This window comes from Peribacillus sp. NPDC097224 (genome assembly GCF_044761985.1).
Lineage (GTDB): Bacteria > Bacillota > Bacilli > Bacillales > DSM-1321 > Peribacillus.
In genome coordinates this window covers 23,755-44,281 of record NZ_JBIWDK010000017.1, presented here as the reverse complement: position 1 = coordinate 44,281, position 20,527 = coordinate 23,755, and the positions used below count along the sequence as shown (strand labels likewise).

Here is a 20,527-nt window from a genome sequence, read left to right as displayed (position 1 = left end):
ACTGTTATTTTCGATGCTATTAGTCGCGCTTCTCAAAAGGTAAAAATATGCCAGCTGAAAATTTTGTAGGCTTTCTCATATTTATAGTGTAAAGAAAAGGGTATTTCCGAGGAGGAAATACCCTTTTGGTTTCAAGTCAACTTACAACTTTTTATTGTCATCTTCTTTTGGGAAAGAAAGTGGCTTATCTTGAGGTGTACCTTCTTCAATCGGAGGTGTATTCAATCCTTCCTCCGTTATCTCAAGGTCCTCAGGTTCTCTTTTATCCAATGGATCTAAAAGAGCCTCTTTTTCCTTTTTCGTATTGATGTTAACTTTTACGTTTTCATCAGTAGTCAAATTCCCATTAAGAGCTGTATAATCCCGTTCTGGTAATTTACCATCTTGGAAAAGCCCTTTGATTTGTTCTGCATCCAGCGTTTCCACTTCTAGCAGGGTCTTGGCAACCAAATCAAGTTTTTCACGATTTTCAGTAAGGATTTTCTTACATCTTTCGTAAGCTTCTCTAATGATGCGTTGTATTTCCAAATCAATCTCATAAGCGATTGCATCGGAATAGTTTTGGTCATTATTGAAGTCGCGGCCCAAGAACACCTGTCCTTGTGAATTTCCAAACTGAAGAGGTCCAAGTTTACTCATTCCATATTCCATAACCATACTACGGGCAATGCCTGTCGCACGTTGGAAGTCATTATGAGCACCCGTACTCACTTCACCAAAAGTAACTTCTTCGGCTACCCTACCACCTAAAAGACCAACGATCTTATCTTTTAGTTCAGGCTCGGTCATGAAGAAACGGTCTTCTTTCGGAAGCATGACGGCATATCCACCAGCTTGACCACGAGGGACAATCGTAACTTTATGAACCACTTCTGCATCATCGAGGACCAGACCGATAATTGTATGACCCGCTTCATGCCAGGCAACAATATTCCGTTCTTTTTTCGATATCACGCGATTTTTCTTTGCAGGACCTGCAATTACCCGATCCGACGCTTCATCCAAATCGGACATATCGATTTTTTTCTTATCTTGACGGGCTGCAACAAGAGCCGCCTCATTCAGTAAGTTTTCAAGATCGGCACCCGAGAATCCAGGTGTACGTTGAGCGATTGCTTTTAAATCCACGCTTTCTGCCAAAGGCTTGTTACGAGCATGAACTTTCAATACTTCTTCACGGCCTTTTACATCTGGGCGCCCAACTGTAATTTGACGGTCGAAGCGGCCAGGTCGTAGCAATGCTGGATCCAATACATCTGCACGGTTTGTTGCGGCGATGATGATAATGCCTTCATTTCCACCGAAACCGTCCATTTCAACAAGCAATTGGTTCAACGTTTGTTCACGTTCATCATGACCGCCGCCAAGGCCTGCGCCCCTTTGACGACCTACTGCATCGATTTCATCAATGAAGATGATACATGGTGCGTTTTTCTTTGCATTTTCAAATAAGTCACGAACACGAGATGCACCGACACCAACGAACATTTCTACGAAATCAGATCCACTGATTGAGAAGAAAGGCGTGCCTGCTTCACCAGCTACCGCTCGTGCAAGTAAGGTTTTACCTGTACCTGGAGGACCCACCAATAGGACCCCTTTAGGAATACGGGCACCAAGCTCAGCAAATTTGCGAGGGTCTTTTAAGAATTCCACGACCTCTACAAGCTCTTGCTTTTCTTCGTCTGCCCCGGCAACATCATTGAAACGAACTTTCTTCTTATCATCGTTATACAGCTTCGCCTTACTTTTCCCGAAGTTCATCACTCGGCCGCCACCGCCGCCTTGTGCTTGGTTAAGTAAAAAGAAGAATAGTATGAAAATGATTACAAATGGAATGATCGAAGTAAAGAATGTAACCCAGCCACTTGTTTGTTTTGGAGGTAAAACATCAACAACTTCAGTACCTTGTTTTTCTACAGCTTCGCCAATGCGACTCTGTGCATACTCACTAAATGGAACGTATGCAACAAAATACTTGTTTTCATCATATTCCTTCAGCTTCCCTGTAATTTCAAAAACACTGCCTTCGGGTTGCATCGTTAATGACTTGACGTCCCCACTCTCCAAATGCTTATAGAATTGATCTTGGGTCAATTTTTCCTGAGGTTCATTGTTATTGTTAAAGATGCTCACAATCCCAATGATGACTAAAAATATCAGTAAATAAAATATGGTATTACGGAAGATCCGATTCATCCCTTACCTCCTCCCACGGGTAAACAAACTATAGTAAATATTATCATACAAAATTAATGAATTACAATAATTTAACACCGCTGTTTTTATCTGGCCATCTCTTTTAACTGAATACTATTATTTCGTGTAAATCTCAGGTTTCAATATGCCGATGTATGGGAGATTACGATATCTTTCCGCATAATCCAGGCCATATCCTACAACAAATGCATCAGGGACGATAAATCCAACGTAATCCGGAGTAATGTCAGCCTTCCTGCCTGTTGGTTTGTCTAACAATGTAACAATTTTAATGGATTTTGCTTTGCGGTAGCGGAAGAGCTCTGCAAGATAGCTTAGAGTTAAACCACTGTCGATGATATCCTCAATGATTAGTACGTCACGGCCTTCTACTGATGTATCAAGGTCTTTGATGATTTTCACTTCACCAGATGATACAGTGGAGTTTCCATAGCTCGAAACATCCATGAAGTCCATTTCAAGGTGTGTATCAACACGTTTCAATAAATCTGACATAAATGGCATAGCGCCTTTTAAAACACCGATAGCCAGTGGGAACTTATCTTTGTAATCAGCTTCAAGCTGTGCTCCCACTTCTCTGATTTTCTGTTGAAGTTCTTCCTCAGATATTAACACTTTTTCAATGTCATTTTGCATGGTCATTGTAATTAATTGCCCCCCAAGAAGATTAAGCTTTATTATATTCTAAGTAGATTAAAGATGATTCATCAGAAACCTGGTCCGCCTCAACATCCGATTTCTTTAAACCGGGAAGCCAAATGACCATCCCTGCTTGATCGATGATAATCGGCCATGCATTTCTTTCTAGCATCGGGACTTTCTCATTGATAAAAATCCCCTTCAACTTTTTCGTTCCACCCAATCCCTTAACATCCATTCTATCGCCTTCCTGCCTTGTGCGGGCAATCAATGGGAGTCGAACAGCCGATTCAGGGAGTATAAAAGAATCATTTCCTTTACTATAGGGAATTTCATCTTTTATATAGTGTGCTTTAATTTTATATCCATTCGGAAGAATAGTCTCACCGGGAATTTGTACTATAATAGAATATTCTTGGCTTTCTTGGCGAAAAAAACTAAAGATGCATGTTTGATAGGATTTTTCTACAATAAGGCCTTCCGGGAGATGCAGTTCTGCTGAAGGTTGAGGATTTAAAAACAAAGCTAAAAGTTGATCGATATGTAATGCCGAAAGCGATGAAGGTCTCTTCAAATAAAGATAGTTTAATATTAGTTGAATAGATCTTCTTTGTAAAGGTTTAGGCATCGCAAGTACCTTATCTATCCGAATTACAGAATGTTTCCTATCCTGTTGAACCCATATCTCGGACATTTCTTTCCTGACCAGATCCTGTAAGAACTTCTCATCTTCCATTACCTCTTCACTAAAGCGCTGGAAGTGTTCATGAACAAGCCTATTTTCTTTCTTTAGGAACGGAAGGACTTCGTGCCTGAAACGATTTCTCAGGTAATCATTCTTTTCATTACTTGGGTCGTATCTAGGCTCAAGATGATGAACGGTTGCGTATTCGATGATTTCATCCTTGGTAACTTCCAAAAAAGGCCTGATTAGCTGACCGCCATGGAAAGGTCTTTTCAGGGAGATTCCTGCTCTCGCTTGACCTGTCGCCCCTCGAGTCAAACGCATGAGAATCGTTTCGACTTGATCATCGCCATGGTGTCCCAAAACGAGCGTATCTGCCTGATGTTTATCCATCATTTCTTCAAAAAAAGCAAAACGCAGCATTCTTGATGACAATTGAGAACTCTGACCGGTTTTTTCAATATATGCTGGCACATCAATCCTTTTGCCTTCAAAAACAATATCCCACTGTTCGCACATTTGTTTGACATACTGATAATCGGCAAGGGATTCGTCGCCCCGAAACATATGGTCAACACTCGCAACAATGAGCTCATAATGAAAAATAGGTTGGGCTTCCTTAAGGAAATGTAAAAGTGCCAATGAGTCAGGCCCTCCAGATACACCTACGAGCAATTTCGAACCTTCCTGAATCAAGTGGTTCCTATGAATGGTCTTTAGAACTTTTTCCTTTAACATGGGATCTTCCTTCTTTATGTACAGGTATTAGTTTCTACGTTTAAAAAGTGTAATGGGTTTCAAATATTCCACCTCTACACTTTATTAACTATATCATAACAACTGTTCATATATGTAAAGAACATAGATTATCGAGATGACGGCCACCACTAAAAAAGTCTCTACAAATCCCCCCTTCTTTTTCTTCGGCTGCCTCTGGCTTCTTCTTGCTTGTCTCGTAGTAGCTTGACTCGACGTCTTTTTCTTTGAATGATTCTTGTCACTAAGTAAGACAACTAGGTCCTCACGCATCCGTAAGGCGGAGTCATACTTCCCGAGAAGCGCCTTATCCAGCATCTTTCTATATGGTTGCAATTCCTTTTTCTGTTTAATCACGTCTGTTAGTTGACTATACCCTTCCCCTTTTTTCTGAAAACGCGCTGGATAGGCCGAATTGATGATAATCATGGCAACAGCGAACAAATCATATTGTAGGTCAGCCTTTCTTGACCCCAACCCCCAGTATCCCCTATCGAAGAATTCGGTGAATTCCTTCACCGATCTCCCAATCAAGGTCGTTCCGCCGACATCTACACATCGTACTTTATAGTCCTGGGAAGTCACGATCAAATTCTCTGGCTTTAGATCGCCAAAGACCCACCCATTTGCATGCAAGGCAGATAAACTAGTCAATAATTGAAGGGCCAAGACCCCAATCCACGAGAACCCTTTCTTCTCAATGAAATACAAGAAATCATGACCGTGAATATACTCCATTACATAAAACGGGAGTTGCTTTCCTTTGGTCATAAAATCATCCGCTTCCAAAAATGAAGGTCCAAGGGTAGACCCCTGGACCTTGGAAAAGGATTTTAGAATATTCATCTCTGAAATGATCGATGTCCCATTATCACTGAGCTTCAGAGCATAATGACGGTTTTTGCTTTCTACTAGATAAACAAATCCGTTAGCACCGCAGCCCAACTCCTTGATAATTGTGTAATGGTTCTTATTCCACTTTCCAGTAATGATACTTCCAGGGGGGAGCTTACATAGATTCCTCAAAGTATTGTTCATCATCATTCGATAACAATCCCCTCAACGAACGTTTTTTATTGAAATAAGAAAGTGCTTCCCGTATTGCTGGTCCTGTTGGTGTGAGCCCTCCCGTACTAAGCTTGGAGAATATTTTCGTCAACGCTTCCAAGTTCGGCGTCCAATCAAGCAGTTTTTCCACATCATTCCTTTTCCCGGGAAATGCAAAGACGGAAAACCGGCTATCGCCCATTCTTGCATTCATACTGAGGGAAAGGTCTAACAAGGAATCCTTCACGGTCGGAAGCTTATGTTTCATACTCGCACTTGTATCGACAAGGATTAGCACCTCAAGCTCGCTCGTTTCTCCTAGCTCGTCGACCACCTCCATCACTTCTCCTCTTTTATCTGGCGGGAGATCTTCCATCGTTCTAGAGTCACCTAATATTTGTTGAAGTTCACGATTAATAACTCCTTGTATAGTTTGCGTCATGGCTTTTTGAGTCACCATCTGAACGGTTTGTGATAATTGTTGAGCATAAACGATTTGGCTGACGCCGCCCCCGGCACCCGCAATTTTCTCGATCTCTTTCAGGCCCTTTTCATCTATTACATCGTTTTCCAATACTCCTATGACATTGATGGTGACGCCCTGCTCCCTTGCTAGTGCAGCTACTGAAGCAGGCTCCTCACCATGATTCGAGCAGCCGTCCGTTATAAGCAAAACCTGTCTTAATGTACCTGCTTTCATGTTTGGCTCTCCCTTCCTTTCAATCTGTTACCATACTTGACTAAAAGGGAGGAATTTATACAATAAAATACATAGGCAACCAGTCAACATTCTATGACTGGTTGCCTATGTAAATCTTAGTTCCTGCGAACTTGTTATATCGGGTGAAAAGGTACCAACTTGGCACATTGATTCCTCCTTATGGTTTTTATAGGCACTCCTCCTCTATTGGGCTTTTTTTCGTTTGGCCGAAACGGGAATCGATGCCCATTTCGGTGTATTATGCTTGATTTTCGAAGTGACCACTGTCATGTCGTCATCTATGACTCCTTTTGTCCGTATGACTTCTTCTAGGATTAGATCAGATATTTCCTGTGGGTCGTCCGTTTCCATTTCCTTGATTTTCCGTTTAAGCCAAAACTCAATGTTTTCCACATGAGATGGGCCATCGAACACTCCATCACTCATCATGATCAATATATCGCCATCCCTCAGTTCCTCGGATACGACATCTACATCAACTTCTTGAATAATGCCCATTGGCAGGTTACTGGATTCTATTTTAATGATTTTATCCCCCCTCTTAATAAAGCTTGGTATGGAACAGATTTTTAAAAATCTAGCCTTTGCATCTTGAAGGTCAATCATTACTAGGTCAAGAGTAGAAAATATTTCATCAGTCGTTCGCAGAGATAATACGGAGTTTACAGATTTTATGGCTATCTTTTCTTCTATTCCGGATTGTAAAAATTTCTGAAGTAACTTCAATGTTTCCGTGCTTTCATAATGAGCCCTCTCCCCATTGCCCATCCCGTCGCTTATGGCAATCGCATATTTCCCGGCGCCAATTTCCATTGTCGTATAACTATCCCCTGATACAAGCCCTCCTCCCTTTGCAGCATGTGCTACACCCGTTTCAACCGTGAATTTTTTTGCCGACCTGAATATCACCTCACATTGGCCTTGTGGATACTTGGCACATTCCTCAGAATGAACAACAATCGTTTCCCCTAAAATATCGGAAAGCATAGGAGCAATCAATTTCTCGCATTCCCCCCTTCCTTGACAGTAAGGGACGCTCATTTCTATATCGACACCTCCCTGTTCAAGGCTGTAAATCTCCACATACCCAATATTTAGACCAAAATCCTGAATGGCCTCCATTATAGATTCCTCATGCAGATGATGATTTTTCCTTTCCCTTTGAATTTCCTTGGCGAAGTCCTCCATTACGGCTGATACACCCCGTAACTGATCAGCTACTAGTCTCCTACTCTCTTTCACCTGCCTTTTCAGTTTTTGATTGGCTTCGTAATAATTAAGTTCCTGGGCTATCGCCCCTACGACCTGCGGACCTCTCGTACAGTACTTATCCCACTCCTTTGACGTTTTTTGGGGAAGCTGTCCATCATTTTCACTCAATTGAATCATAATTTCCTGCATTCCATCATAGGTTGTATTAAAGTTCTTGGCCCAGCATTGATCCTTCTTAAAACAGATCTGACAGGTCTTTTCAGTAACATTGCTTAAAAAGTAATCAAACTCTTTTTCATCCTCCTCCACTCTTCCTCTTTCATCGACTTGTGAGAAACTATTGGAAAGCGCCTCGAATACATGTGAGAACTGTTCTACCCTTTGGGCGGTCACGTCCCTCACTTTCCGGGCATACTGCTGCTGTTCATCTGAATTTTCAGCGGTTCCGGGTATATGCTTGGCAATTTTATTTATGATGGATGACGGTGTTAATACGAATAATAAGACGGCAATAAGCGATTCATATAGTGTGACCATGATATTGTTGGTTCCTTCTCCGTACAGGCCTATTAATAGCGTTGCAATTAATAGGCCTGCGGCAACGCCGACCTTTCTTCCCTCCTTCAGTAATCCCCCAAGCAAGCCCGAAAAGGCAAGGAGGCTCATTTGATAGAGACTCGCGATGCTTGCCAGGCTAAATATTAAACCGGTGACGACGCCGACAGTGGAGCCTATGGCGGCCCCTCCTGCCAGCCCGAATAGGAGGACCAGATATCGTGAAAATATATGGTCGAGAGATAAATCATAAATCATCCAGCCTATTGTCCCGGTCATCACTGATGCAAGCAGGATGATTATACTGACGATTTCCTCCGTCCTTAATGATTGCGATTTTTTACGTATGGATAGCAGCGGGATGGACTGTATGAATATTAGGGTAAGAATCATTGCGAGTCCCGCCTCCACCCCGATCATCATCATGTCGTATAGCTGAATCGTTCGGAAGACCAGATATTGCTGGGCCAGGTTGACCAGGAAGAGTGAAGCGAACACATACATCGACATCGTCTTGAACTGTCCTTCAACTCCCGGTCTCTTAATCTTATTAAAAAGAAGGAGCAGGAACGCGGATGCAAAGATCACTAAACTATTGGAGTAATGAATGGTCAGCCCCCCTGCGATTAAACCGAATAGTGCAAGTGGCGCTCGATCACGACGCATGAGAAACACAGCAGCGAAAAACGGAAGGGCAAATGGTGATAATTGTGAAAGAATCAAGGCTCGTCCTAATAAAAAACCGATAATGGCTAATGAAATTCCCTTCTTTATAAATATGTCATCCGTTTTTGCCTGAAGCGTCTGAATCCAATTGATCGCCCCATCCTTCGCTTCCTTTAACTGAACATCTCCAAGCGGTTCCATCATAGGTCTTTCGATTTTCTCCATTTCAACACCCCATTCGTATTATTGATTTTTATTATATAGAGGACATCTCTATTTTTTTGTCAGAATTTTATAAGTCATACTAAAAAACGTTCGACGAAATTCTTCTTGAACGTTCATTTGTATACAGGTTTTTAAACGCTTTTCTTAAATAGAGAAACGGGTGTTCTTTTATTTCTGAAGAAAAGCAAAGTTTTTAGGTTATTTTTGTGGAAAATGCCCTGAATATTTAAGTTAAATTTGGAAAGTGACATTTTTTCTTTTTTCTGTTGACAATCCTCTAGCACGACTGTAAGATATAACTTGTGCTTCAGTAGCACTTATCATTATGGCGGCGTAGCTCAGCTGGCTAGAGCGTACGGTTCATACCCGTGAGGTCGGGGGTTCGATCCCCTCTGCCGCTATCTTTTTACTAATTCTGGCCCGTTGGTCAAGCGGTTAAGACACCGCCCTTTCACGGCGGTAACACGGGTTCGATTCCCGTACGGGTCATCCCATAAAAAAAAGCGCCTCGGTTCCCTCTTCATTAGGAGAGTAAACCGAGGCGCTTTTTAGTTGGCATAAGTCTTTTTGCCATAGCTAAGATCAGTTTTTTGAACCTATCACTATATTAAAAGAAGGCAAGCCTAGTAGGCTTGCCTTTATCCATGATCTATATTTGTATTCATACTATGAATTATTAACAGAAACGTTGCTAATCCATTTCAGCAGCAAGTTTATCCGCGTCTTCCTCCGCGCCCTCCACGCTTTGTTTCGGTGCTTCGCTTGAGTGTCGTTAAGCGGTCTTCGCTATCCTTTAAGAATTTAGCCATTTTTTGCTCAAAGTTTTCCTTAGGTTGAAAACCATTCCCTTTAGAACGAGAGTCTTTCGAACGATTATCATTCCCTCTTCCCTGGCGCGGACGTGGTGTATACGCAGGTTTTCTCTCTCCCTCAGGTCGGTCTATTGCTTTTTTTATGGATAAGCCAATTTTACCGTCCTTTTCCACATTGATGACTTTCACTTCAACTATGTCCCCAACCTTCAAATGGTCATTAATATCTTTGACATAATTATCCGCTACTTCACTGATATGGACAAGACCCGTAGAACCCTCGGCTAACTCTACAAATGCACCAAAATTAGTAATGCCCGTTACTTTTCCTTGTAACTTGCTGCCTACTTCGATTGACATAAAAAAAATGTTCCTCCTTAGAAATGTTAAAAAATCTCTTCACTTATATTATAGCTAAAGTAAAAAAATAGTGTCAATATTAGTCGCTATCTTCCTTCGCCTTTGGAAGGTTGAAGATGACTTCACCCTTATCTGATAGGAAGTAATCCCTTCTCGCGATCTTTGCGATGTACTCCTCATCATTCAGTTTTACGATCTCTTCTTTAAGAAGTGACTCTTTCTTTTCCATTTTCGCTAACTTTCCTTCTAGTTCTTCCTTTTGCTGTACTTTTTCATCTAAGGCAATATTCTGCGTAACGAGAGTGGACACAGCCACAATCAAAAAGATAGCAGCGAAAACGGAATATAGCGTTAGTCGGCGGACTAAACCACGTTTCTTTTTTTTGACTGTTTGTACCTTTTTCTCTTGTTGAGCGACATAAGGATTTTCGATTTTTGCTACATTCCTTTTCTTGAGGCTGCTCATGGTCCTATCACTCCTCATTTTCTTCTTTTTCTCCATTTATGGATTGTCTCACTAATAGAATTCTTCATTTTCAATAAAATCCCTTTGCCTTTATTATAAAACTTCTCGCCATTTTTTGTAACAAAAACCGGAAATAAATTCCACATTTTTAAAAATATCCATTTTAGAGGCTTCCAGAATATATTTAATACAAAGAGAATCACTTTACCTATCCCTTTTAAAAGCGTTCCGACACCCTTGCCTATCCCCATGATGAATACAAATATGGTCATGATGATCCATTTAATTGGCTCAAATAGTACCAGGCGGACCAGTTCTGTTAGAAATCTAAACAGCTTGACCACCAAAGAAATGACAAATGACAATAATCGAAGATACAAATCTTTAAAAAGAGCTTGGTAGGCAGAAAATCCGCATAATAAGGCCAAAAATAAATAGAGGCGTAGCTCACCCTCATTCACTAAAAACAGGACATAAAAAATGACTAGGCCTTGAATGATCCAGAAAAGAAAGTCATGGAGGAAAACAATCCACTTATTCCTCTCTGAACGCTTCAAGAAATGGTTATACGTATCTAGGGCAGCACCAAACAAACTGCCCATTCCAATCATCGCAAGCAACGTATAAAATTGAATCGTCAGGGTCATTTGAACAATTTGCCAAAGAAGCCTTTAGCTTTCTCCCCAGATTGTTCATCTAAGTATACGAGGTCAAATACCTTCCCCTTGATTGAAACAATCCCTTTATCCACATCTAGATTCTTCATTTGTAAATTTTGTCCACGAATAGATAAGAAGCCCATGGATGTTTCAAGCAGAAACTCTTCGTTATCGAAACTTTCCACTTGTTTCACCCCGGTAATATCCAATAAACGACGGCCCTTCATCGTGACATCATGTTCCTGAATCGTTCCTTTTGTATAACCAGCATTTGGATCAATATATTGGCTCATTTCCATCCCTCACAATACCATTGATTTTGTACAAGTGTATGTGCAGATGGGATGAATTAGAACAAGCCTGTCCCTACTCTTCTGCCAGCTTTTCTTCCTTAATGATTGAAAACATCTCGGCGGCTGCTTCTTTCTTCGTCGTTTCCTGGATTTTCTCTACGCGGACGGTAACCAACTTTTGACCAAAACGCACCGTTAATTCGTCACCCTCTTTTACATTTGAACTCGCCTTTGCCTGTTGCCCATTGATGGTGATACGACCTTTATCCGCAACTTCTTTCGCAAGGGTCCTTCGCTTGATTAATCTTGATACCTTAAGGAATTTATCTAATCTCATTGGCATGTTTACATCCCCTTATAATTTAAAGTCCTTTTGCTTTGGCTTCATTCCAATAGGAATCCAATTCCTCCAGTGTATAATCAGAGAAATTCTTTTCCTCCTTTTTGATACATTCTTCTATATATGTAAACCGTTTATAAAACTTAAGATTTGCCTTATGGACAGCTTCTTCCGCTTGTATGTCATAATAGCGCGAAACATTGACAAGCGCAAAAAAGAGGTCGCCCAATTCGGACTTTATCCGATCTTTATTTGGGTTAGGATCCTTCATTTCGTCTTCAAATTCTTGCACTTCTTCTATAACCTTTTTCCATGCTTCGGAAACCTCTCCCCAGTCGAACCCGACCTTCGCTGCCCTTTTCTGATAATCCTCGGCACGAAGCAAGTTTGGCAGTGATTTCTCCACACCATCTAAAAGGGAGACATCCCTGTCTGCGTCTTGTCCGTTTTCTTCTTCTTTGATTTTCTGCCAGTTCACTAAAACGTCTTCCTCGCCACTCACTTCTACATCTCCGAACACATGAGGATGGCGCCGGACCATTTTAGCCGAAATCCCGCCAATTATATCATCTATAGTGAACATGCCTTCATCTTCACCAATTTGCGCGTGAAGCATCACTTGTAGCAGCACGTCCCCCAATTCCCCAATCATTCCTTCATCATCTTCTTCATCGATTGAGTCTATCAGTTCATAAGCCTCTTCTATTAAATATTTTTTTAGGCTATCATGTGTTTGTTTCTTATCCCACGGACATCCATCAGGTCCTCTAAGCTGCGCAATGATTTGACGAAGCTTGGAAAATTCCCGGTACTGCAAGGCCTCTTCTTTAACGGGCGGTACATAAACACTCGTTAGGTTGCTCAGTTCCATTTGCCGATCTAACTCATAAAGCGCACATTGGGTAACCTTTTCCTCGCTACTTCCTGCCGCTGTTACGATATACACTGTATAGTCATCAGGAAGCTTCTCCATCAGCGTCAATTTCACGTTAGAAGCACTGAAGGCATCGTATACCTGCCCGATGATCATGTGTTGCCGGATATGTAAGTCGTCCGGGGAAAGATCCGTTCCATCCAGAAGTTGAAATCCTTCAATCGGGTCAATCTTCACGGCCTGGAATAGAGGATCAAGGAAGCTTTGACCACCTTCAAGCTTAATGGCAACTCCACGGTCCGGTCCTTTCTCCAGTAAGAGCTGGACCGTCTTCTCGGCAACCATCGGGTGGCCTGGTACAGCGTATAGAACAGGACCATTCATGGCTTCGCTTAATAACGTCTCTGATATTTCCTCGTATACAGCTTCGAACTGGTCATGTTTTTCATATATTGAATCAAAAGAAAGGAACTTAGTTCCTAGCGCCGTCAAATCCGTGATGACCGGGTGGTCCATTGTCCGGACGAAGCATTCCTTTGTTTGAGTCAGTTTCTTATAGATTCCATATGGGAGCTGGTCTAAATCGCCCGCACCAAGACCTATAATCGTTATCTCATTCGTCAACATTTTCAGTACCTCGATTCTTCTTTTTAATAAGCCGTTTAACTTTTAACCCTGCTGGTATCAAGGCAAGCTCCTCTTCCGTGAACAACCCAGTACGGATGATCATGAATAAGAAGATCACCGCTCCCATGCCCACTCCGCCTAATGCTTGGAATGTAGCAAGCATCCTACTTTCTTCAGGTGGCATCACCCAGCGGAATGCTTCATTGAATAGCAGGACTGCCAATCCCATGCAAGCCGTACTTCCTAAAATAATATACAGGTGCCTCTTTTCAAATAAAGGCTTTTTGATATGTACCTTTACTACTATATAAAACAAAATCGTCATGATAAAGAAAGCCAGAACGGTAGCACATGCCGCCCCTGCAATGTGATAGCGAGGGATAAGGGCAAGATCTAATAGCCACTTGCTCCCTACCCCGATTAGCGTGATGATTACCGGGGCTACCGAATGACCCAGACATTGTATCACCGCAGCTTTTGCCATGATTAGTGACGTAAATAATATCGATATGGAATAGATGGCTAAGGTGACTGTACCTTTTGAGTCTGTGAACAACATGTAATTGACCGGTCTCATCGTTGCCATCAAACCCACGGCGGCAGCCAATCCAATCGTTGCACTCACACGCAACACCAATCTAACCTTTCCTAGAATTTCTTGATCATTACGGTCCCGGACAAACCCGGAGATAACAGGGACAAGCGCCAATGCAAAAGAGTTCGCCACGACGGTCCCCAACTGAAGCAAAGGTTGTCCCCGGTCATAGACCCCTTTCCACCCTTTGGCTTCTCCTTCACCCATCCCGGACCCTCTCAATAGCGAGTAGAGGTGAAAGGAATCCACAAATTGAAACAGGATGAGTATAAGCCCGGTCACACAAAAGGCGAAACCTTGAAAGATTAAGCTCCTGGAAATACGAATGAAGTGGGGCCTCTTAACACCCATTGGCTTAAACAGCTTCCACTCCCGTCTCAAAAGCACGAAGGCAAACAACAGAACAAGCCCCGATATCCCTCCCGTAATCGAACCGAAGACCGCGCCCTTACCGACATCATACAGAGAATAGCCCATATGCACAAACAGTGTCGATAATACAAGGATGGTTACAACCCGGATACTTTGTTCAGCGACCTGGGAGCCAGCCGTTGGAATCATATCATTTTTCCCTTGAAAGAATCCTCTTAAAACGGATGAAAACGGCATGAGTAAATAGGAAAATGCTATGATTTTCAAAAGCCCTGATAACTCTGGGTCTCTCATGATCCCCGCAATCCAATCTGCTCCGAGAAATAGAGCCATGAATAACAATAAACCGATGGAACCTAAAACAACCAAAGCAGTCGACAGAATGTCTTTTATCGTGTAGTCATTTTCGGAAGAGCCCCGTTCTGCAATGAGTTTTGATATAACAACGGGAAAACCAAGCGTAGAGAGTGTCAAAGCCACTCCGTAAAAAGGATATACCTGTTGATAAATATAGAACCCGATATCCCCGGCGACATTTTGATATGGAATGCGATAGGCTGCACTCAAAATTTTCACGATAATGGCCGCAGCACTTAAAATCAAGGCTCCTCGAAAGATGTCCCTTGAAGTTTTATAAGGCTTTTCAGCCATTCTTTTTCCCCTTTTCACTTATATGTGGTTGTTATTATAGCACAATTTGTAGAAGTTATTTTACTTACAGGGTCCCCTCCTCTTAACACGATCCTCCAGCAAAAGCACGACTCCATTTATTCATGGGACTCCCTGTTATGATCTTTTTTTAAAAGAACAAAAAGGACAGCGATCGCTGCCCTTTACACATCCATATATATAATTGCATTTCCTGACTTACTGTTCCATTTGCCTTGCAAGGAAACTAGCTGCTGTTTCAACCGACTTCTGTTCAACTTCACCTAATGCGCCATCTTTAGAGAAAATCAGAACCGCACCTATCGGGTCACCACTGGCTATGATCGGAGCTGCTGCATAAGATTGAACTTCTTCATCATTTGAATCCACGAAGGAAATTTGTCCATTCGGTGATTCAAGGACAGGATTTCTTTCCTCCATGATTTTTTCTACCAAGTCACTGATGCTTTTATTTAAATAGTCCTTTTTAGACCCGCCCGCTACAGCAATGTAAGTATCACGATCACATATCATAACTGGATTTCCTAGGCTATCATATATTGCTTCTGCATATTCTCTTGCAAAATCACCTAGTTCACTAATAGGGGAGTATTTCTTTAGAATGACTTCTCCATCTCTGTCCACGAAGATTTCTAATGGGTCACCTTCACGGATGCGGAGAGTCCTTCGAATTTCTTTTGGGATGACAACTCTACCTAAATCATCAATTCGCCGAACGATACCAGTTGCTTTCATCTAATGTTGCCTCACTTTCATCTAATTGATTTGATATATCCTCTTTTGTAAAGCAAAAACATCACCAGCTATTGAACTTAGTATTTTTCTAATGGTAAGTTCTATACACTTTGAAAAAATATTTCTTTTTGATGTATTTTTTATAAGTGTGCCAGAAGGCTTCTTCAAGAGAACCATCTTCTCATTAATTTTTTGTCGCTTGTATTTCTTTTTTGACGAACTGGAGGCCTTTGGTCATCTCGAAAAGTATAGGTAACCACTTGGTTTGTTCTACACCTTTTATGTGCAGAACAAGTTTCATTCGATTACCGTCCATACCGAAGCCAACCATACGGCCGTATTTCGAGCCAAGCTCAAAGACCTTTTGACCGTCCACGATGCTGCTTACTTCTTCCCTAAGGAGGATGGTGATTTCCTGTTTAAGCTGTTTGATGCTCTCAATACCAGCCGTATTAGCAAACACCTTCATTTCAGCGATTAAAAATAGATAAGCAACCTCTTCCGGGTACTCGCCAAATCGATCGAGCATCTCCTCTTTTAATTCCTCAACTTCTTCTAGAGAAGCAACGCCTCTGAACCGTTTATACATTTCTATTTTCTGATGTCCGTCCATTATGTAGGCATCTGGGATGTATGCATCAATTTCAACATCAATTTCAAGTGTAGACTTTTCTTCGATTGGTTTATCCGAACGTTTTGCCTCAACAGCCTCTTGTAACATTTGAGAATATAAATCAAAACCAACTGAATCGATGAATCCATGCTGTTGAGCACCTAATATATTTCCTGCTCCCCTGATGGATAGATCCCGCATGGCAATTTTGAATCCTGATCCTAGTTCGGTGAATTCCTTAATAGATTGGAGACGTTTTTCGGCAACTTCAGTCAACACTTTATCTTTTCTATAAGTAAAGAATGCATAGGCCACCCGATTTGAACGTCCAACTCGTCCCCGTAGCTGATAAAGCTGGGAAAGGCCCATTCTATCTGCTTCATTAACGATGAGCGTATTAACATTGGGAATATCCACACCGGTCTCTATGATGGTTGTGCTTACTAAAACATCATATTCTCCCTCTAGAAAACCAAACATGACGGCTTCTAGCTCCTGCTCGGACATTTGTCCGTGAGCAAAGGTAACGCGGGCATCCGGTACTAACATGGAAATTTCTTCTGCTTTTCTTGCTATATCATCTACCCTATTATATAAAAAATAAACCTGTCCATCTCTCGCTAACTCACGTTCGATTGCTTCTTTGACCAAGCCCCCGTTATACTCCATTACATAGGTCTGGATTGGAAAACGATTTTCCGGAGGTGTCTCTATGACGGATAAATCACGAACACCCAGCATCGACATATGAAGAGTCCTTGGAATAGGCGTAGCAGTCAAAGTCAATACATCGACATTGGTTTTCAATCGTTTTATTTTTTCTTTGTGAGTTACACCGAAGCGTTGTTCCTCATCAATCACCAGCAAGCCTAAATCACGATATACCAAATCCTTAGATAGAATTCTGTGTGTGCCGACAACGATGTCCACTGTGCCAGCTTTTATTCCCTTTATCGTTTCCGTTTGCTGTTTTTTTGTACGGAAGCGACTCATTAGCCCTATGGATATTGGATACTCCTGGAATCTCTCCCTCAATGTTTCATAGTGCTGTTGAGCAAGAATCGTGGTCGGAACAAGGAAAGCGACCTGCTTACCATCCATGATTGCTTTAAAAGCGGCACGAATGGCCACCTCCGTCTTTCCATAACCCACATCACCACATAGCAAACGGTCCATCGGCCTTTCACGTTCCATATCCTTTTTAATCTCGGTAATGGATCGCAGTTGATCTTCCGTTTCATTATAGGCGAATGAAGTTTCGAATTGCCGCTGCATATCGCCGTCAGGGGAAAAGGCATAGCCTTTTGCTGCTTCTCGTTCTGCATAGAGTTTAATTAGATCATCTGCAATGTTCTCCACAGAAGACTGAACCTTACTTTTTACACGTTTCCATTCTGTTCCGCCTAACTTATAAAGCTTCGGTTCTTTACCTTCTGAACCAACATACTTTTGAACAAGGTTAATTTGATCAACAGGAACATATAATTTGTCATCCGCTTGGTACTTGATATGCAGATAGTCCTTATGTACCCCGTTTATCGTTAGCGTTTCAATTCCTAAGTATTTACCAATCCCGTGATTGACATGAACGACGTAATCACCGATTTTCAACTCGGAATAGCTTTTGATCCGTTCCGCATTTGATAGTTTTTGCCTGCGAATCGACTTTTTTGTCTTCTTATTAAACAATTCAGTTTCCGTAATAATGCTGAATTTCTGCATTGGCAATTCAAAACCGCTATTAAGGCTGCCGCGTAATATCTGCACCTTTCCAGGAAGGATGCTGTTTGCATCCAGGAGTTCTGCCGCTTCGATATCATAATCTGCTAATATGGAATGGAGCTTTTTTACTCGTTCCTCATCTTGCCCAAGAATGATCACCGTAAAATTCCCTTTTTTCCAACGTTCCAGTTCTGCCTTGAATACATTCATCTGTCCATGGAAATTCTGCATTTGCTTACTGGAAAAATTAAGGATGTTTTGAGGGTTCGTATGCGGCACATGACGTAAAAACAAAGAAAGGTACACAAACGGCCGATTTGATTTTGCAATTAATTCATGCATTGGATGGGCCATTTGTATATCATGGATAATCTGCCCCCGACTTATAAGGTCTGTATACCATGTCGCCTCTTCCTTTTCCAAAGAATCATTAAGTTCTTGGATTCTACTGATTTCATCCAGGAACACCAATCCATTTACGGGAAGATAATCTATTAAACTAGCTGGTTTATCATATGCTAAACTTAGGTATTTGAAGATTTGATCAGGCTTATTACCGTCCTTAAGCTGCTCAAGTTCATAGCTGATGGTTTGGACCAATTGTTCTTTCGTTTTTTCATCTTTTACCTTTTTCAAGCTCTTACTTAATCCGCTTTCAAGTTTCGAAATAATGGATTCAATATGAATCGTTTCCAATAAAGCTTCGCTAACCGGGCCGATTGTTACGGTCTGAAGCTTTTTAATGGAGCGCTGATCTTCTGATGAGAACGTTCTAATAGAATCAATCTCCGTATCGAATAACTCAATCCGAATAGGGTCCGGGTCCGTTATCGGATAGATATCGATGATACCGCCCCGGATGCTGAATTCCCCAGGGGAAGACACCATTTCAGCCCGATTGTACCCCATAGCGATGAATTTACCCAATGTGGATTCCAGATTGATTTCTTCACCTAATTTAAAGGAAAGCTGATGCTTCTTCCAAACATCTTTCGGAGGAAGTATTCTGCGGACACCAGGAATCGGTGCAATGACAATTCCTTTCTTACCTTTTGCCCAGAAATTCAATGCTTCTACGCGTTGTGCCCGTAATTCAGGACTGGCCACACTCATGTCTGCAGCAATTAATTCATTGGCTGGATATATAAATAGCTCATCTTCCGGGATAAAACTCGATAAATCCTCCTGGAACTTTTGAGCTTGTAGTAAGTTATGGGTCACTACTAAGATTGATCTGTTCGTCTTCTCATATACAGATGCCAGCAGAAGTGATCTTGAAGAACCAGTCAAGCCAGATACCATTTGTTCTTTTAATCCTTCGTCTATGCCTGCTATTAACGAATGAACATCATCTTGTTTAGAGAACAAGTGTTGTAATCCATCCACAGTCTGTCCCTCCTCTCTTGATCATGCGTAAATCCTTTTGATTGTATTTACTCTCTCTATAACCGAATCAAACCTATTCTCTATTTTTCAATCCATATATACTAAAATGAACGGAAAAATGCTTTGGATTTTTGTCCAAAGCCCTCTCCCGCTAATGAATAATATAATCGCTTTCATAATATTCTGGGTTATTTTGCAGTGAATTATAACATTCTTCACATATTGCCTTCACATGCATATCCCCTTCGGAATCATAAACGATCATCTCTTGACGGTCTTCATCAGTAAGTTGATTAAACCCCAACTGCTCCGCGGTCAATGCGTCATGCTCAAGTGAACCTAATTTAGTTCCGCAATGCCGGCAACGATAATGGAGAGCCATATTCGATAACCCCCTATTTAATAATACCGTTAGTATGTACTAAAATAGGGGAGATTTATTCAGCGAAACAGAAAGAAATTTCTCCTTATCTTATATCTACTCTAACCTTATTGGTTATATTCGTTCATGACCTGAGTAAATGGTTTTTCTAGCCATGTTTCACAGGCGGCTGCACTTTTTTCGATTGTAGCCCCGACATGATCCCAATCTTCTTTAGAAAACCGGCCCAAGACATAATCAGGCACTGGAATACGACCGACTGGACGGCCAATCCCTATTCTAATTCGATTGAAGTCCTGGGTACCTAAATGGGCAATGGTTGATTTAATCCCATTATGTCCGCCTGCACTTCCTTTTTGACGAAGCCGTACTTTTCCGGGCGGTAAGTCAAGATCATCATAAATGATGATAACATCCGATACGTCCACTTTGAAAAATTGCATGACGGCCGATATGGATTCTCCCGACAAATTCATGTAGGTTAAAGGCTTAAGTAGTAAGACCTTCTCGCCCCGCACCATTCCCACACCATAAATGCCTTTATGCTTGGCTTGGTCAAGTGAAATGGACCAATTTTTAGCTAACTCATCTATCACTTCAAACCCGACATTATGCCGTGTTTTTTCATATTGCTTACCCGGGTTTCCTAACCCTACAAAGATTTTCATGATTCACACTCCGTCATTCCTGATATTTAGAGAGTTACGTTTGACCGAAGATTCTAAAAATCATAAGTGACCTTAGAAAAATAGTACCTCAATTTTAAGTATTTCCGCAAGCGACCGGAGAACTAATTAGAAATTATTTCTAATTAAAAGCAATAACTCCTTAACGAATGCAGAGAAGCAAAAAAAGACGCAACTCATAAAGAGCTACGCCTATTATACCATGATTAA

Annotated in this window: 17 protein-coding genes and 2 tRNA genes; 2 read left to right on the top strand and 17 right to left on the bottom strand. The window is 41.5% G+C overall.

Going from position 1 to position 20,527, the window contains the following annotated elements:
• Positions 1–141: 141 nt before the first annotated feature.
• From ftsH to spoIIE, 6 genes are all read right to left on the bottom strand, one after another.
• The gene (gene ftsH / locus ACIQXR_RS20015) at positions 142–2,199 is read right to left on the bottom strand and encodes an ATP-dependent zinc metalloprotease FtsH (protein ID WP_402875938.1); all 2,058 of its coding nucleotides are present in this window, start codon (positions 2,197–2,199) and stop codon (positions 142–144) included.
• A 117-nt stretch (positions 2,200–2,316) separates the two neighbouring features.
• On the bottom strand, positions 2,317–2,856 hold the full coding sequence (gene hpt / locus ACIQXR_RS20010) for a hypoxanthine phosphoribosyltransferase (protein ID WP_402875962.1): 540 nt from the start codon (positions 2,854–2,856) through the stop codon (positions 2,317–2,319).
• 31 nt (positions 2,857–2,887) lie between these two features.
• Positions 2,888–4,282 (bottom strand): tRNA lysidine(34) synthetase TilS, encoded by a 1,395-nt coding sequence (gene tilS, locus ACIQXR_RS20005; protein WP_402875937.1) that lies wholly within the window; start codon positions 4,280–4,282, stop codon positions 2,888–2,890.
• A 93-nt stretch (positions 4,283–4,375) separates the two neighbouring features.
• Complete coding sequence (locus ACIQXR_RS20000; RefSeq protein ID WP_402875935.1) at positions 4,376–5,344, bottom strand: protein kinase domain-containing protein; 969 nt, start codon at positions 5,342–5,344, stop codon at positions 4,376–4,378.
• Positions 5,310–6,047, bottom strand: a complete 738-nt coding sequence (locus tag ACIQXR_RS19995) for a VWA domain-containing protein (protein WP_402875934.1) — start codon at positions 6,045–6,047, stop codon at positions 5,310–5,312. Before ACIQXR_RS19995 ends, ACIQXR_RS20000 begins: the two co-directional genes overlap by 35 nt.
• Positions 6,048–6,251: 204 nt before the next feature.
• Entirely contained in the window at positions 6,252–8,726 is a 2,475-nt protein-coding gene (spoIIE, locus tag ACIQXR_RS19990) for a stage II sporulation protein E (protein ID WP_402875932.1), read from the bottom strand.
• 327 nt (positions 8,727–9,053) lie between these two features.
• Between spoIIE and ACIQXR_RS19985 the strand changes: the two genes are divergently transcribed.
• Positions 9,054–9,127 (top strand) — tRNA-Met (locus ACIQXR_RS19985).
• 16 nt (positions 9,128–9,143) lie between these two features.
• A tRNA-Glu gene (locus ACIQXR_RS19980) sits at positions 9,144–9,215 on the top strand.
• 224 nt (positions 9,216–9,439) lie between these two features.
• Here the strand turns inward: ACIQXR_RS19980 and ACIQXR_RS19975 are convergent.
• From ACIQXR_RS19975 to pth, 11 genes are all read right to left on the bottom strand, one after another.
• The gene (locus ACIQXR_RS19975) at positions 9,440–9,898 is read right to left on the bottom strand and encodes a S1 domain-containing RNA-binding protein (protein ID WP_402875930.1); all 459 of its coding nucleotides are present in this window, start codon (positions 9,896–9,898) and stop codon (positions 9,440–9,442) included.
• A gap of 79 nt (positions 9,899–9,977) precedes the next feature.
• Positions 9,978–10,364 (bottom strand): FtsB family cell division protein, encoded by a 387-nt coding sequence (locus tag ACIQXR_RS19970; RefSeq protein ID WP_402875928.1) that lies wholly within the window; start codon positions 10,362–10,364, stop codon positions 9,978–9,980.
• A gap of 14 nt (positions 10,365–10,378) precedes the next feature.
• Positions 10,379–11,011, bottom strand: a complete 633-nt coding sequence (gene yabQ / locus ACIQXR_RS19965) for a spore cortex biosynthesis protein YabQ (protein WP_402875926.1) — start codon at positions 11,009–11,011, stop codon at positions 10,379–10,381.
• On the bottom strand, positions 11,008–11,316 hold the full coding sequence (yabP, locus tag ACIQXR_RS19960; protein WP_402875924.1) for a sporulation protein YabP: 309 nt from the start codon (positions 11,314–11,316) through the stop codon (positions 11,008–11,010). Before yabP ends, yabQ begins: the two co-directional genes overlap by 4 nt.
• A 73-nt stretch (positions 11,317–11,389) precedes the next feature.
• Positions 11,390–11,653 carry an RNA-binding S4 domain-containing protein gene (locus ACIQXR_RS19955; protein ID WP_402875960.1) on the bottom strand — a complete coding sequence of 88 codons (264 nt, stop codon included), beginning with the start codon at positions 11,651–11,653 and terminating at the stop codon, positions 11,390–11,392.
• 25 nt (positions 11,654–11,678) lie between these two features.
• Entirely contained in the window at positions 11,679–13,157 is a 1,479-nt protein-coding gene (gene yabN / locus ACIQXR_RS19950) for a bifunctional methyltransferase/pyrophosphohydrolase YabN (RefSeq protein WP_402875922.1), read from the bottom strand.
• Complete coding sequence (locus tag ACIQXR_RS19945; protein ID WP_402875920.1) at positions 13,144–14,775, bottom strand: putative polysaccharide biosynthesis protein; 1,632 nt, start codon at positions 14,773–14,775, stop codon at positions 13,144–13,146. The genes yabN and ACIQXR_RS19945 overlap by 14 nt, the downstream gene beginning before the upstream one ends.
• A gap of 216 nt (positions 14,776–14,991) precedes the next feature.
• Positions 14,992–15,528, bottom strand: a complete 537-nt coding sequence (spoVT, locus tag ACIQXR_RS19940; protein ID WP_402875918.1) for a stage V sporulation protein T — start codon at positions 15,526–15,528, stop codon at positions 14,992–14,994.
• 184 nt (positions 15,529–15,712) lie between these two features.
• Positions 15,713–19,249 carry a transcription-repair coupling factor gene (mfd, locus tag ACIQXR_RS19935; protein WP_402875916.1) on the bottom strand — a complete coding sequence of 1,179 codons (3,537 nt, stop codon included), beginning with the start codon at positions 19,247–19,249 and terminating at the stop codon, positions 15,713–15,715.
• A gap of 151 nt (positions 19,250–19,400) precedes the next feature.
• On the bottom strand, positions 19,401–19,631 hold the full coding sequence (gene fin, locus ACIQXR_RS19930) for an anti-sigma-F factor Fin (protein WP_402875914.1): 231 nt from the start codon (positions 19,629–19,631) through the stop codon (positions 19,401–19,403).
• A 107-nt stretch (positions 19,632–19,738) separates the two neighbouring features.
• Entirely contained in the window at positions 19,739–20,299 is a 561-nt protein-coding gene (pth, locus tag ACIQXR_RS19925) for an aminoacyl-tRNA hydrolase (RefSeq protein WP_402875912.1), read from the bottom strand.
• Positions 20,300–20,527 lie beyond the last annotated feature (228 nt).

Coding starts and splice junctions, on each gene's coding strand:
- ftsH (WP_402875938.1), bottom strand. CDS start 2,199: ATGAATCGGATCTTCCGTAATACCATATTTTATTTACTGATATTTTTA.
- hpt (WP_402875962.1), bottom strand. CDS start 2,856: ATGCAAAATGACATTGAAAAAGTGTTAATATCTGAGGAAGAACTTCAA.
- tilS (WP_402875937.1), bottom strand. CDS start 4,282: ATGTTAAAGGAAAAAGTTCTAAAGACCATTCATAGGAACCACTTGATT.
- ACIQXR_RS20000 (WP_402875935.1), bottom strand. CDS start 5,344: ATGATGATGAACAATACTTTGAGGAATCTATGTAAGCTCCCCCCTGGA.
- ACIQXR_RS19995 (WP_402875934.1), bottom strand. CDS start 6,047: ATGAAAGCAGGTACATTAAGACAGGTTTTGCTTATAACGGACGGCTGC.
- spoIIE (WP_402875932.1), bottom strand. CDS start 8,726: ATGGAGAAAATCGAAAGACCTATGATGGAACCGCTTGGAGATGTTCAG.
- ACIQXR_RS19975 (WP_402875930.1), bottom strand. CDS start 9,898: ATGTCAATCGAAGTAGGCAGCAAGTTACAAGGAAAAGTAACGGGCATT.
- ACIQXR_RS19970 (WP_402875928.1), bottom strand. CDS start 10,364: ATGAGCAGCCTCAAGAAAAGGAATGTAGCAAAAATCGAAAATCCTTAT.
- yabQ (WP_402875926.1), bottom strand. CDS start 11,011: ATGACCCTGACGATTCAATTTTATACGTTGCTTGCGATGATTGGAATG.
- yabP (WP_402875924.1), bottom strand. CDS start 11,316: ATGAGCCAATATATTGATCCAAATGCTGGTTATACAAAAGGAACGATT.
- ACIQXR_RS19955 (WP_402875960.1), bottom strand. CDS start 11,653: ATGAGATTAGATAAATTCCTTAAGGTATCAAGATTAATCAAGCGAAGG.
- yabN (WP_402875922.1), bottom strand. CDS start 13,157: ATGTTGACGAATGAGATAACGATTATAGGTCTTGGTGCGGGCGATTTA.
- ACIQXR_RS19945 (WP_402875920.1), bottom strand. CDS start 14,775: ATGGCTGAAAAGCCTTATAAAACTTCAAGGGACATCTTTCGAGGAGCC.
- spoVT (WP_402875918.1), bottom strand. CDS start 15,528: ATGAAAGCAACTGGTATCGTTCGGCGAATTGATGATTTAGGTAGAGTT.
- fin (WP_402875914.1), bottom strand. CDS start 19,631: ATGGCTCTCCATTATCGTTGCCGGCATTGCGGAACTAAATTAGGTTCA.
- pth (WP_402875912.1), bottom strand. CDS start 20,299: ATGAAAATCTTTGTAGGGTTAGGAAACCCGGGTAAGCAATATGAAAAA.